Here is a 13651-nt window from a genome sequence, read left to right on the forward strand (position 1 = left end):
TGTGCCAATTGTTTCACCATCCATGGAATTCACCTCACATGAATGAAGATAATCAACCAGCTTAACATTACTGTACATGAACAAGTACAGTAGCCACAGAATTCACCAATTTGTTAATATGTCCTTCTATAAACAAAAAAAGAGCCGCTTGGTTGGCGACTCTGTAAAGTGATTTCCGAAAGTATTACAGAACATTGACAGTTCTGATACCGGTCGCGGAGGTCATTTTATTATAAGCTGTCCTGATGCAATAAAATTATTCGAGCTCGATCGTTCCGGGAGGCTTGGATGTCAGATCATACATGACTCTGTTGACACCTTTGACCTCATTGATGATTCTGTTCATGCATGTCTGCAACAGATTCCAGTCAAGGTTTGCTGCTTCGGCTGTCATGAAATCAGAAGTTAATACACCTCTTAAGACAACGGCATAATCATAGGTTCTGTGATCCCCCATGACACCAACAGAGCGCATATTTGACAATGCCGCAAAGAACTGCCCCTTGCCGGTATCCACACCGGCTTTTTCCAGTTCCTCACGGAAGATGGCATCTGCTTCCTGGACAATTCTGACCTTTTCCGCTGTGACTTCACCAACAATGCGGATACCAAGTCCAGGTCCCGGGAAAGGCTGGCGGTAGACAAGCTTTCTGGGAATGCCAAGTTCCAAGCCAACTTGTCTGACTTCATCCTTGAACAGGGTCCTGAGCGGCTCTACGATTTCCTTGAAATCGACATGGTCAGGCAGACCGCCGACATTGTGATGGCTCTTGATGACAGCACCCTTGCCAATACCGGATTCTACAACATCGGGATAAATGGTTCCCTGCGCAAGGAAATCTACCTTGCCGATCTTCTTTGCTTCTTTTTCAAAGACATTGATGAACTCAGCACCGATGATCTTTCTCTTCTGCTCAGGATCGGATACAGCCCTGAGCTTTTCATAGAAGTAATCCTGGGCATTGACTCTGACAAAGTTGAGCTCATACGGGCCATTGGGGCCAAAGACTGCTTCGACTTCATCGCCTTCATCTTTGCGCAGCAGGCCGTGGTCCACAAAGACACAGGTCAGCTGCTTGCCTACTGCCTTTGAAAGCAAGACCGCACATACAGAAGAATCAACGCCGCCGGACAGAGCACACAGCACTTTGCCATTGCCGATCTTCTTACGCAGTTCCTGTACAGATGTTTCCACAAAGGAATCCATCTTCCAGTCACCTGCACAGTGGCAGATATCATACACAAATGTATGGAACAGCTTCTGTCCTTCTTCGGTATGGACAACTTCCGGATGGAACTGCACAGCATACAGTTTCTTTTCCGAATTCTCCATGGCTGCGACCGGGCATACCTGGGTATGGGCAGTTACCGTAAAGCCTTCCGGTGCCTTGGCAATGTAATCTGTATGAGACATCCAGACGGTAGAAGTTTCCTTCCAGTCATGCAGCAATACCGAGCCTGCTGTATCCGCATGTACTTCGGTATGGCCATACTCAGAAACCGGAGCCGTTTTTACTTCACCATGCAGCAGATATGCCATCAGCTGGGCACCATAGCAGATGCCAAGCACCGGTACACCAAGCTCAAACAGACCCGGATCATAGGACAGAGAATCTTCCAGATACACACTGTCCGGTCCGCCGGTCAGAATGATGCCGCTTGGGTTCATTTCCTTCAGCTTTTCCAGTGGTGTTGTATAGGGATGAATCTCACAATACACATGATTTTCACGGACCCGGCGGGCAATCAGCTGCTTATACTGTCCGCCAAAGTCCAGGACGATAATCTTTTCCATGTATGCTTCTCCTGCAATTATGCTGCATCCTTTGTTCTGGCATGCTTGGTATCAAGCACTGCCGAAACAAAGCCTCTGAACAGCGGATGTGCCTTGTTAGGACGGGACTTGAACTCCGGATGATACTGCACGCCGATATAGAAACGGTCAGCCGGGCATTCAATGGCTTCTACCAGCTTGCCATCCGGAGAGGTACCGACAATGTTCATGCCATTTTCCTCAAAGGCGTCACGATAGTCATTGTTGAACTCATATCTGTGGCGATGGCGCTCAGAAATCTCATCAACGCCATAGCATTTCTCCAGCAGAGATCCCTTGCGGATCACACATGGATAAGCACCAAGACGCATCGTGCCGCCCTTATCGATGTCATCACTCTGGCCATGCATGAAGTCAATGACCTTATGCTTGGATGCCGGGTCAAACTCATTGGAGTTGGCATCCTTGTAGCCAAGGACATCTCTGGCAAATTCAATCGTTGCAATCTGCATGCCCAGACACAGGCCCAGATACGGCACATTGTGCTCTCTGGCATATTTCGCCGAGGCGATCATGCCTTCAATGCCTCTGTCACCAAAGCCGCCCGGGACAATGATACCCTGAACATCACGGAAGATTGCCGGTGCCGTTTCATTTGTGACATCTTCACTTTCCACCCACTTGATATGGACATGGGCACCGTTTTCATAGCCGCCGTGCTTGAGAGATTCCACCACGGAAAGATAAGCATCATGCAAAGCCACATACTTGCCGACCAGAGCAACGGTAACGTCCTCATCTGCCTTGTGGATTCTTTCAAGCATTTCATACCATTCGCTCAGATCAATAGATCCCGGATCAATGTGCAGCTCACGGCACACAATGGAAGACAGATTCTGCTGTTCGAGCATGACTGGTGCCTCATACAGATCACCGACGGTTGTATTTTCAATGACACAGTCCGGCTTGACGTTGCAGAACAGGGAAATCTTCTGCTTTACATTCTGCGGCAGACGGCCGTCGCAGCGGGCAATAATGATATTGGGACGCACACCCAGGTTCTGCAGTTCCTTGACGGAGTGCTGGGTCGGCTTGGACTTATACTCATTGGAACCGCTGATATACGGAACCAGAGTGACATGAATGAAGCAGACATCCTGCGGTCTTTCAATGGAAATCTGACGAATGGCTTCAATGAACGGCTGAGACTCAATATCACCAACCGTACCGCCGATCTCGGTGATGACAATATCGGCATCAGCACGCTTGCCGACACTGTAGATGAAACGCTTGATCTCATTAGTGATATGCGGAATGATCTGCACTGTCTCACCCAGATATTCTCCACGGCGCTCCTTCTGCAGTACGTTCCAGTACACCTTGCCGGTAGTCAGATTGGAGTACTGGTTCAGGTTTTCATCGATGAAACGCTCATAATGGCCAAGATCCAGGTCCGTCTCGGCACCATCTTCTGTGACAAAGACCTCACCATGCTGATAAGGGGACATCGTACCCGGGTCAACATTAATATAAGGATCCAGTTTCTGTGAAATGACCTTGAAGCCTCTCTGCTTCAGAAGTCTTCCCAGAGAAGCAGCTGTAATGCCCTTGCCAAGTCCTGATACAACACCGCCTGTAACGAAAATATACTTCATGAGTTTGTTTTCCCATCCTTTCCAGCCCGAATAAACAAAGAAAAAGGGCACTAAATCCACGCGGCTCCAAAAGCCGTTTTTTTTAATGCCCTTTACGACGCAAAGAATGATAACACTGTGCCCGCCTCAGGGCAACTGTTTTTTAGAGAACTTTGAAGATTGCCAGAACCAGCACAAGAATACCAAGCGCAATGCGGTACTTGCCGAATACGGTGAAATCATGCTTGCGGATGTAAGCCATCAGATACTTGATGACAGCCACGGATACGATAAATGAAACAAACATACCGACAAGCAGAACAAGCCAGGCAGCCCCGGACATCACAACACCCTTGGCAAACATCTTGACGATCTTGAGCAAAGAAGCACCGAACATGACCGGAATGGCCATATAGAAGGAGAACTCCGCAGCCGTCGGACGGTCAAACTTCAGAATCGTTGCACCAAGAATGGTAGAACCGGAACGGGAAGTACCCGGAATCAGTGCCAGGCACTGGAAGGCACCAACCTCCAGTGCTTTCTTGTAGGAAATCTGTCTGATCTCCGTGACTTCATACTGATGTTCCCTTTTCTCCAGAAAGATGAAGGCAATACCATACGCAATCAAGGCAATGGCAATGACAACCGGTGTGCTCATCTTGGTATCAATCCAGTCATCCAGGAAGAAGCCGACAATGGCAGCCGGAACCGTCGCCACAATGATCTTGATCCAAAGACGCAGGATACTTCTCTTTCTTTTCTCAGAATATCCCTTTTCAAACGGCCACAGTTTATGCCAGTACAATAACAGCACGGCAATGATGGATCCAAACTGGATGACAACTTTGTACATATCCCAGAATGCCGTATTCGCTGCTGCATCTGCCCCAAACACATTCAGCGGCATGAACTTTTCCAGCAGGATCAGATGTCCGGTCGAACTGATCGGCAGCCACTCGGTTACCCCCTGCACGATGCCAAACACAATTGATTTCAAAATATTCAGAAATACTGACATACGTATCTCCACCTTTCAAAAACAGACTGGATTATATCACACATCCTGTTTCATATTCTTAAGAATGAAAAGAATCCTGCTGATTCTGATCCAGATCCATGATCACCAGCTGACCAGAGCCGTCATCTTCTTTGCGCCAGTCTTTGTTTCCCCGTACATCAATCACATCCGCGTTGGGCCAGAGATCCTGCAGCACAGCTCCCCGCAGATAGCCCTGCAGATCATCCTTGCTTTCTGTATCAAAGAGGATCATCTGAAGCTCTGGATTTTTCTCTTTCAGCTTCTTCAAAAGATCAGTTCCAATTACTCTTTCCTTCTGATGCAGAGATACCACATTCATGATCCGGCCTGAATAGTTCATATGGTCCAGCCAGAGCGTTTCTTCATCCTTTTCATCACGGTGTGCCCAGGCCTGCCCGCTTTGTTTACTGATGGTTTCCGGCAGCTCACCAATGATCTCAATACCAAGATCCGCTGCTTCCTGGCGGATGGCATTCCACTGCAGAAACAGCTCATACTGCAGGAATGTTTCATACAGGATATCATCCGTAAATGCATGCAGGTCAATACTGCCTTCCAATGGCTCATTGCGGTAATCTTCCGGCCACGTCTGCCATGGCATGCCATGGAATTTCTTCTGAAAGCAGGCAAATACGGCTTCATCCCGCAGCCAGCTCTGATAGGCAAAGTTGGCAAAGTTATAATCCGGCTTATAGTTATGCCAGGCCTGACGGAACCATGGTTCCTTCATTGCCCGGATGTCATCTTTTGACAGTCCTTCCTTGATTGACACAAAAGGATCCTCCACCAGCTTCTGTTTGTATAAAGTCTCAATATCAAGATACACCGGATCCAGAGCATAATACGACGTATAGCTGCCAGGAATGGAAGGCTGCAGGCAGGATACATACCATGCCTGAGCACCTGCATTTGCCAGAGTCTGTACAAACTGCTTTGTCTCTTTGCCAAATGTACCAGTTCCTTCCCGCTTTGATATCTGTTCAACCGGCATTGCAATCCCTGTTTTTCTCATTTCTTTTTCCTTCTTTTTCTTTCCTTTGTAGTGTATCGTTATCACTGGTAAAAGAAAAGTGAGGTAATTTCATGGTTATTATTGAAATGGAAGATGGCTCTCAGATCAAGATTGAGCTGGATGATCAGGCAGCCCCGATCACAGCTGCCAATTTCCGCAAGCTGGTCAAGGAAGGTTTCTATGATGGACTGACATTTCACCGGATCATCAAAGGCTTCATGATCCAGGGCGGTGATCCCCTTGGAAACGGCACCGGCGGATCCAAGGAAAACATCAAAGGTGAATTCGCCGCCAATGGTGTAAACAACCCGATTCACCATGTCCGCGGTGTGATTTCCATGGCCAGAGCGCAGGATTATAACTCTGCCAGCAGCCAGTTCTTCATCATGCATGATGATGCACCGTATCTGGATGGCCAGTACGCAGCCTTCGGCCATGTGGTAGAAGGCATGGATGTTGTTGACCACATTGCCAACACACCAACCAACTTCATGGACCGCCCGAGCCATCCGGTTGTCATGAAAAAAGTCTGGATTGAGGAGTAATTAAACACAAAAAGAGCGTTGAGAACTGCAGAAATTATTTCCTGCAATTCCCATCGCTCTTTTCTTATCGCTTAAAGACCCTTCTCACACAGCTGGCGGGCTGTTTCATCCTGTACCGTTACACCAGCCTTCTTGAGTTCCTCAATCTTGTCATGGAACTTCGGCAGATACTTCTCATTGGCAACAAGCATCTCATTGAGAAGATCCTGGGCACACTGGCCATGATCCACAAGCGGATTGATTTGGAAGGCTTCCAGTGCCTTGCCATAATCACCATGCAAAGCGGCATCAATGATGGTTTCTTCCATGGCCTTCATCAGCTGTACCATGCCTCTGACTGCAGGCTCCATCGGCCCAAAGGCAATCGGTTCAGCACCATGGCGGGTGATTCTGGCACTGACTTCTACAATCGCATCTGGAGCAAGATCCACCAGAGCACCCTTGTTTTCAGTCGAAACAACCATCACCTTGCCAGAGTCATTATAGATGGCATTGATCGTCTCGCAGGCCGCATCGCTGTAATACTTGCCGCCGCGCTTGCCAAGCAGCTCTGGCATCTCATGCAAAGCCGGATCTTTGTACAGTTCAAACAGCTGATGCTCTACTTCCTTGACCTGCTCGGCACGTGTCTTATGCTCAGCATAATCTTCCAGTTCCTTCTTTCTCATCTGACTTGTCAGATAGTAATACCGGTGATAGCCGCATGGCAGGCAGTCCATGCTTAACAGCTGATCAAGCAGGAACTTTTCATTCTGGATGTTAGCCATGTTGGACTTATCATCCTTCATCATGGCATAAGCAATCTCATGGGTCACATCCTTACCGGTTTCCTTATCATAAACACGATGGAAGTGGAAATGGTTCAGACCGCCAAACACAAAGTCCAGATCACCTTCCTTCTTGCCGATCATGACCGGCTCATTCTTCATGATATTCACCGGCACATTGCAAAGACCAATGCACTTCTTCCAGCCGCACTGTCTGATCACCGTCTCTGTAATCATGCCGCTGGGATTGGTGAAGTTGATCAGCCAGGCATCCGGGCAGAGCTCCTTCATATCCTTGATGATATCGGCAATCACCGGAGCTGTGCGCAGCAGCTTGAACATGCCGCCGGCACCATTTGTCTCCTGGCCGATCATGCCATGGCTGAGCGGAATGCGCTCATCCTTGATCCGGGCATTGAGCAGACCAACACGGAACTGCGTTGTGACAAAGTCCGCATCCTTCAAAGCTTCTCTTCGATCCAGAGTCAGATGCACCTTGACATCATAGCCGGACGCATCCCACATTCTCTGGGCAAGGGCACCGACAATCTCCAGCTTCTTTTTGCCATCCGGAATATCGACCAGCCAGATCTCACGGACCGGCAGTGTCGCATACCGTTTGATAAATCCCTGCATCAGTTCCGGCGTATAACTGGAACCACCGCCAATTGTTACAATCTTTACACCTTTCATATGATTTCTTCCTCCTGGTTCCTAGGATATGAATTCAGATGAAAATAAGAACATGTGGAAAGCTTCTTGGCAATTTATGCTGGAATATATGATGCTTTTATTAAATATGCCGGCATAATGTTACAATACAGGCATGAACCTGAATACAGCTTTGAAGGAAAAAGAAGGCTTCAGTGAGAATGAAGCCAGAATCGCAGACTACATCCTTTCCCATAAGGATGCTGTGCTGCAGATGTCGATTCAGAAACTGGCCAGAGAGACCTATACATCCACCAGTGCCATCATGCGGCTTTGTGCAAAGCTGGATACAAGCGGCTACCGCCAGTTCAAGATTCTCTATGCCCAGCAGCTTTCTGAGAATACCAAAGAAGCAGTGGATCCCAACTTTCCGTTTTCCCGCTATGATTCCACCTCTGAAATTGCCACAAGTCTTGCCAATCTCAGTACAGAAACGCTGCGCACTGCCAGAAATACACTGTCTTTAGAAGATATGCACAAGGCCTGTCTTGCCATCCACAATGCCAGACAGACCGCAATCTTCGGTGTAGGCGATGCCTATCTTGCCGGTCTGATGTTTCATGCCCGCATGATCCGGGCTGGCACGATCTGTCTGGCCACACCGGTCTATGGGGAACAGCACCACCTTGCCGAAACACTGCAGAAAGAAGACTGTGCTTTGTTTCTTTCCTATTCGGGTGAAACAGGAGAAACGGTAAGATGTGCACAGGCTGCCCGCAAAAAGCATGCCCGGCTCATCTGCATCACAGCCAATGCAAATTCACCATTGGCGAAAATCTGCCATATCACTTTGTTACTGCCGGCAAAGGAGACCAAATTCCACCGCATTGCCTCCTTCTTCTCAGAAGAAGCGATGACCTATTATCTGAATGTGATGTATGCGTGTCTTTACGTCATGGACTATGATGCCCATATCCGCAAGTCCATCGACTGATCTTTCTGCTACAATAGCCCCATGAAAATAACAAAACTGATACTTGCGGCAGTACTGACTGCCAATACGATGAATATTCCCGTTCATGCAGAATCACAGGAAACCAACAGCAGTGCTTCCACGCTTTCCCTGGATGTAAATCTGGAAAGTGATGATGCCTATGTCATTGATCCTGAAAACGGACAGATTCTGCTGGATCAAAACAGTGACGAAAAGATTTATCCTGCTTCCATGACCAAAATCATGACTGCTGTTGTTGTGCTGGAATCCGGCATTTCACTGGATCAGACAGTTACCATCACGGATGAAATGTTAAACGGGCTGTATGAAGCCGAGGCGGCGGTTGTCGGCTACAGTACCGGTGATACACCTACCGTAAGGGATCTGTTGTATGGAGCCCTGCTGCCATCCGGAGCAGATGCCGTCAATGCCCTGGCTTATACAGTCAGCGGATCCATCGATGCCTTTGTGCAGGCCATGAACCAGAAAGCAAAAGAGCTTGGTATGGGCAATACCCACTTTGTCAATCCCACCGGCCTGCATGATGACAATCACTACTCTACCTGTAAAGATATTGCCACTTTGACAGCCTATGCCGTACAGAATGAGACATTCAGACAGATTTTCTCATCCTCTTCCTATACTGATACACTTGGCAACCTGATGTATTCCACGGTTGCCGGTGCCATTGAGCGTGACAATATTTCTCTGCCTGGTTTTGTTGGTGACAAGACCGGCTATACCGATGATGCCGGCCACTGCATGGCTTCCTATGCTGAGCTTAATGGCATGAAGATCATCACCGTAACAGCCCATGCCATGACAGATATTTATGACACAGCCCACCTCAAGGATGCCTCCACCATTCTCAATGCCTTGAACAGCTGGTCACGTAAGACGGTATTATCCAGCGGTGATACACTTGGCAGCTATATGGCAGAAAAAGTCATTGGCAGAACAGAAGAAACTGTCACAAGCAGCCAGAACATTACAGCAGATGTACCCAATGAGGCAAAGATTGCTGTGACAACAGATCTTGCAGAAAGTTACAAAGTCACTAACAAAGACCAGACAAAGCAGCTCAATGTCACTATCACAGCCGATGGGAAAACCGCAGCAGAAACATCACAGACATTCACCGTTCCCAAAGCCAGTGATTTCTTCAACCGCGTGCTCATTTTCTTCCGTGATCTGTTTTAGGATGTTTCATCTTCGCTAAAAATTTCATCTTCACACCAGAAGGCAGAATACACAGAAACTGATTCAAAGAACCGATGACGACAACGGTTCTTTTTTGATAGCGATGCATGATCACATCGGCCACATGTTCTGCACTTGTATGATACGCAGACATTCTGCCGCCGCTTTTCTGATAAAAAGCAGTATCCACCGGACCAGGACATACACAGCATACATGCACGCCATATGGCTTCATTTCCACCGCCATGGCACGGCTGTAAGACAGCACAAAAGACTTGGAGGCATAATAGGACGCAATATAAGGCCCGGGCTGAAAGGCACCCGTGGAAGACAGGTTGATGATCGTGCCATGGCCGCGTTCACACATTTTTCTGCCAAACAGTTTGCAAAGATCCATCACAGCCTTGATATTCAGATCCACCAGAGCATCATCCTTTTCAATGGATTGATAAACAGCTTCCCCGGCAAAGCCAATGCCGGCATTATTGACAAGAACTTCAATATTCTGATCTCTTACATTCTCATAAAAGTGCATCAGCTGTTCATGATCACAAAGATCCACGGCATAAACACAGACACAAACGCCATATTTCTTCTCAAGTTCTTCTTTGGCCTGCTTCAATGCGTCTTCATGGCGGGCACACAGCACCAGATCAAAGCCTTTTTCAGCAAACCTTTCTGCCAGGGCATAGCCGATGCCCATCGTCGCACCGGTAATCAATACCTTCTTTGTCATACAAGTATCCTAGCAGAAAGATGTGATGGGTTCACATTTTTGTTCACGTTCTTTTCACTTCCCCTTCATGTTCACAGCACACTTCTGACCTACTATAGAACCATCAAAAGAAAGGAGGAACCAATCAAAAAAGCCGCAGCCATGCTGGCAATCGCATCAAAGTAGTAAACAATAACATATAACTTTCCCTCTCAAAAGAAAACGGCCTTGATAATCCCCTTTCCCAGGCCGTTTTCATTTTGTCTTTGGTAAAGATAAACATATGCTAAAATGCAGAAAAGGAGATCACGATATGATTTATCCATCATTTTTAAAATCAGGAGATACGATCGGCATCTGTGCCCCCAGCGCCGGTGTCGGTGATAAACTCGATGACTTTGAAGCTTCACTGTCTGTATTGAAACAAGAGGGCTTCAATATCAAAGAAACGGCATCCGTAAGAAACACAGATCAGCGCAGTGCTGATGCTAAGACACGCGGGCAGGAGTTCAACCAATTACTGAAAGATCCGGAAGTGAAGATGGTCCTGTCAGCAGCCGGCGGTGACTTTCTCAACGAAATGATTCCCTATGCGGACTTTTCCATGCTGAAAAAGCATCCAAAATGGCTCATGGGTGCTTCTGATCCTACCGGACTGCTGTACCCAGCCACAACACTTTGTGATGTGGCGTCATTCTATGGCATGAATGCAGGCAGTTTTGATCTGAGCAGAGAGTGGGATTACGTTGACAATGCGCTGGACGTCATTGAAGGAAAGAAATCGGAAGAATACAGTTTCCCCCAGCATATGTCCAGGCCTAAATTCATGGTGGATACACCTGCCTATGATACCGAAACCATCTGGCAGAGTAATTTTGATAGCTTTGAAGCAGAAGGACGCTGCATCGGCGGCTGTATTGATGTTCTGAAAGATCTGATTGGCACTCCTTATGAAAACACAAAAGGCTTTGTAGAAAAATACAAAGAAGATGGCCAGATCTTCTACTTTGACAACTTCTCCATGTCAGCTGAAAACTTCTATCGTACGTTGAAACAGTTCTCCTATGCCGGCTGGTTTGAGCACACCAAAGCCGTATTGATTGGCAGAGTATTGTTTCCTTCTTCTGAAACCGGCATGTCATATGCAGAAGCAGCACAGCTGGCCCTGGGTGATATTCCGTATGTACTGGAAGCAGATATCGGCCATACCCTGCCAGCCATGGTCATGATCAACGGTGCCATGTTACAAGTGAGATATGCCGATGGCAAAGCCAGCCTGAAATTTGAAGAATAACGTGCCCCGCATTCTCCCTTACTTGTATGGGAGTTAGGGGCACAGCATACTTTGGCTCTTGTGACTTCACATCGTATAATAGGAATATAGGAGGACACGCATATGCAGAAAGGATATAAGTATCGTATTTATCCGAACGAAGAGCAGATTGTGATGCTCTCCAAGACGTTTGGCTGTGCCAGATTTGTGTACAACTATTATCTGGATCTGCAGGCAGAAAACTACGCTTCTGGAAAGAAACACTTGTCCAAAATTGACTGCAATAATGACTGCAACCGCACCCTGAAGGAAGAAAATCCATGGCTGCGGGAAGTAGACAAGTTTGCAATCACGAATGCAATCTATCATCTGGACAATGCGTATCAGAAGCTGTTTCATCACACGGGAGGAAAGCCGAAGCATAAGAAGAAGCACAAAGGCTATGATTCCTACACGACAAATTCGCCGACCGTGCAGATTGTCCGCGGCTGCATCAAGCTGCCTAAGCTTGGCAAAGTGATAGCAAGACTGCATCGGCAGATTCCGGCTAATGGCAAGATCAAGTCTGCTACGGTCAGCCGGATGCCATCAGGCAAGTACTACTGCTCCCTGCTGGTGGAAACACCGGATGCACAGCCAAAGCCAAAGTCTTATGTCTATTCAGCCCGTGTTCTTGGACTGGACTACTGCTCTCCGGACTTCTATGTTGATAACTTCAACTGCAGTCCGGCTTCTCAGCATTGGTATCGTAGGATGCAGAAGAAGCTTAAGAGAGAGCAGAAGAAGCAGTCCAGAATGTACGAAGCAGCCAAAGCCTCTGGGAGAAAGCTTTCAGAATGCCAGAACTTCCACAAGCAGAAGCGGAAGGTTGCCAAGATTCAGGAGAAGATTGCCAGGCAGAGAAACAACTTTACGAATCAGCTAAGTGCTGCGATAGCCAAGCAGTACGATGCTGTAGTCGTAGAGGATATTGATCTCCGCGGTATGGCAGGTTCTCTGAACCTTGGCAAAGCAACCAATGACAACGGCTTTGGCATGTTCCGGCAGCAGTTAGCCTACAAGCTGGCAGACCGCGGCAAGTATCTGATCAAAGCAGATCGGTTCTTCCCGTCAAGCAAGACCTGTTCGTGCTGCGGAGCAGTGCACAAAATCACAAAAGATCTGAGCGTCAGAGAGTGGAGATGTCCAACATGCGGTGCTCATCATCTTCGTGACCAGAATGCAGCTCAGAATCTAAAGAACGAAGGGATCAGAATCCTGCGGACGCAAGGCGTTGCGGTCCTCTGATTCCGTGCATAGGGTTTGCTAGCCCGTGTGCATTCACACACGAAGAGCAGTACTGCCGGAACAGCAGAAACTAAAGCCTGCAGAGAGTGCTCCATCGGGGCTGCTGCTTCTCCGGTACAGCAATGTACCGGATGCAGCTAGATGCCACCCGCAGAACCAGGAAAAAAAAATCCAGAGAGTATGGCTGATCAGCACATTTGTCTCTGGATGCTCGGTTACTGCTAGCCGAGTAGTTCACTGTAAAGAATAAGTGCATTGTGGTAAAATAACTCATGCATGGGGCCATAGCTCAGCTGGGAGAGCGCATGGTTCGCAATCATGAGGTCGCGAGTTCGATCCTCGTTGGCTCCACTTTACCAATCAGCGTGTCATTGTAAAATGATGCGCTTTTTTTCTTACTATTCGAAAATTACAGCATCATATGTACAGCGATTCCTTTGTTAAGTATTTCATTGACATTCTCTGGAATTTATCCAGATAATAATAAGTAAAAACAACCATTCAGAAGAAACGAAAAACAGGGACTGCTAAGTCCCTGCTTCCCTGCCTCATTCGGCTATCTACAGTCAAAATAATACGTAAATAGCAGATTTTGTCAAATGCACAGTCCCTCTCCAGTTTTTACAATTCGCAATTGACAAATGGTATTACGAAGGACATATTAACAAATTGGTGAATTCTGTGGCTACTGTACTTGTTCATGTACAGTAATGTTAAGCTGGTTGATTATCTTCATTCATGTGAGGTGAATTCCATGGAT

11 protein-coding genes and 1 tRNA gene are annotated in these 13651 nt (G+C 47.4%); 6 read left to right on the forward strand and 6 right to left on the reverse strand.

Annotated features, from left to right (window positions below):
• Positions 1-256 precede the first annotated feature (256 nt).
• The 4 genes from guaA to SOI44_RS09805 form a co-directional block, all read right to left on the reverse strand.
• Positions 257-1795 carry a glutamine-hydrolyzing GMP synthase gene (guaA, locus tag SOI44_RS09790; RefSeq protein ID WP_331349030.1) on the reverse strand — a complete coding sequence of 513 codons (1539 nt, stop codon included), beginning with the start codon at positions 1793-1795 and terminating at the stop codon, positions 257-259.
• Between the two features lie 17 nt (positions 1796-1812).
• Positions 1813-3429 carry a CTP synthase gene (locus SOI44_RS09795; RefSeq protein WP_331349031.1) on the reverse strand — a complete coding sequence of 539 codons (1617 nt, stop codon included), beginning with the start codon at positions 3427-3429 and terminating at the stop codon, positions 1813-1815.
• A gap of 142 nt (positions 3430-3571) precedes the next feature.
• Positions 3572-4426 (reverse strand): undecaprenyl-diphosphate phosphatase, encoded by an 855-nt coding sequence (locus SOI44_RS09800; RefSeq protein ID WP_331349032.1) that lies wholly within the window; start codon positions 4424-4426, stop codon positions 3572-3574.
• Positions 4427-4484: 58 nt separating this feature from the next.
• Complete coding sequence (locus SOI44_RS09805) at positions 4485-5459, reverse strand: 4-alpha-glucanotransferase (RefSeq protein WP_331349033.1); 975 nt, start codon at positions 5457-5459, stop codon at positions 4485-4487.
• 71 nt (positions 5460-5530) lie between these two features.
• On the opposite strand from SOI44_RS09805, the gene SOI44_RS09810 reads away from it, so the two are divergent.
• Complete coding sequence (locus tag SOI44_RS09810) at positions 5531-6004, forward strand: peptidylprolyl isomerase (protein ID WP_331349034.1); 474 nt, start codon at positions 5531-5533, stop codon at positions 6002-6004.
• A gap of 71 nt (positions 6005-6075) precedes the next feature.
• Here SOI44_RS09810 and SOI44_RS09815 read toward each other — a convergent pair whose 3' ends face one another.
• Positions 6076-7464 carry a 6-phospho-beta-glucosidase gene (locus SOI44_RS09815; protein ID WP_331349035.1) on the reverse strand — a complete coding sequence of 463 codons (1389 nt, stop codon included), beginning with the start codon at positions 7462-7464 and terminating at the stop codon, positions 6076-6078.
• Positions 7465-7597: 133 nt separating this feature from the next.
• On the opposite strand from SOI44_RS09815, the gene SOI44_RS09820 reads away from it, so the two are divergent.
• Together SOI44_RS09820 and SOI44_RS09825 are read left to right on the forward strand one after the other, a co-directional pair.
• The gene (locus tag SOI44_RS09820) at positions 7598-8416 is read left to right on the forward strand and encodes a MurR/RpiR family transcriptional regulator (RefSeq protein ID WP_331349036.1); all 819 of its coding nucleotides are present in this window, start codon (positions 7598-7600) and stop codon (positions 8414-8416) included.
• Positions 8417-8437: 21 nt separating this feature from the next.
• Entirely contained in the window at positions 8438-9616 is a 1179-nt protein-coding gene (locus SOI44_RS09825; RefSeq protein ID WP_331349037.1) for a D-alanyl-D-alanine carboxypeptidase family protein, read from the forward strand.
• Here SOI44_RS09825 and SOI44_RS09830 read toward each other — a convergent pair.
• A complete protein-coding gene (locus SOI44_RS09830) occupies positions 9591-10352 on the reverse strand; it encodes an SDR family NAD(P)-dependent oxidoreductase (RefSeq protein ID WP_331349038.1) in 762 nt (253 codons plus the stop codon). The genes SOI44_RS09825 and SOI44_RS09830 overlap by 26 nt on opposite strands.
• A 292-nt stretch (positions 10353-10644) precedes the next feature.
• Here SOI44_RS09830 and SOI44_RS09835 point away from each other — a divergent pair, with 292 nt between their 5' ends.
• The 3 genes from SOI44_RS09835 (at position 10645) to SOI44_RS09845 (ending at position 13242) form a co-directional block, all read left to right on the forward strand.
• Positions 10645-11625: a S66 family peptidase gene (locus SOI44_RS09835; protein WP_331349039.1), complete on the forward strand. Its 981-nt coding sequence runs from the start codon at positions 10645-10647 to the stop codon at positions 11623-11625.
• 102 nt (positions 11626-11727) lie between these two features.
• On the forward strand, positions 11728-12891 hold the full coding sequence (locus tag SOI44_RS09840; protein ID WP_331349040.1) for an RNA-guided endonuclease TnpB family protein: 1164 nt from the start codon (positions 11728-11730) through the stop codon (positions 12889-12891).
• Between the two features lie 278 nt (positions 12892-13169).
• Positions 13170-13242, forward strand: a tRNA-Ala gene (locus SOI44_RS09845).
• Positions 13243-13651: the final 409 nt, after the last annotated feature.

The organism is Lactimicrobium sp., from assembly GCF_036453465.1.
Taxonomy (GTDB): Bacteria; Bacillota_I; Bacilli_A; order Erysipelotrichales; family Erysipelotrichaceae; genus Bulleidia.

Bases quoted from the DNA above. Each gene is read 5' to 3' on its own strand.
- guaA (WP_331349030.1), bottom strand. From the start codon at position 1,795: ATGGAAAAGATTATCGTCCTGGACTTTGGCGGACAGTATAAGCAGCTG.
- SOI44_RS09795 (WP_331349031.1), bottom strand. From the start codon at position 3,429: ATGAAGTATATTTTCGTTACAGGCGGTGTTGTATCAGGACTTGGCAAG.
- SOI44_RS09800 (WP_331349032.1), bottom strand. From the start codon at position 4,426: ATGTCAGTATTTCTGAATATTTTGAAATCAATTGTGTTTGGCATCGTG.
- SOI44_RS09805 (WP_331349033.1), bottom strand. From the start codon at position 5,459: ATGAGAAAAACAGGGATTGCAATGCCGGTTGAACAGATATCAAAGCGG.
- SOI44_RS09810 (WP_331349034.1), top strand. From the start codon at position 5,531: ATGGTTATTATTGAAATGGAAGATGGCTCTCAGATCAAGATTGAGCTG.
- SOI44_RS09815 (WP_331349035.1), bottom strand. From the start codon at position 7,464: ATGAAAGGTGTAAAGATTGTAACAATTGGCGGTGGTTCCAGTTATACG.
- SOI44_RS09820 (WP_331349036.1), top strand. From the start codon at position 7,598: ATGAACCTGAATACAGCTTTGAAGGAAAAAGAAGGCTTCAGTGAGAAT.
- SOI44_RS09825 (WP_331349037.1), top strand. From the start codon at position 8,438: ATGAAAATAACAAAACTGATACTTGCGGCAGTACTGACTGCCAATACG.
- SOI44_RS09830 (WP_331349038.1), bottom strand. From the start codon at position 10,352: ATGACAAAGAAGGTATTGATTACCGGTGCGACGATGGGCATCGGCTAT.
- SOI44_RS09835 (WP_331349039.1), top strand. From the start codon at position 10,645: ATGATTTATCCATCATTTTTAAAATCAGGAGATACGATCGGCATCTGT.
- SOI44_RS09840 (WP_331349040.1), top strand. From the start codon at position 11,728: ATGCAGAAAGGATATAAGTATCGTATTTATCCGAACGAAGAGCAGATT.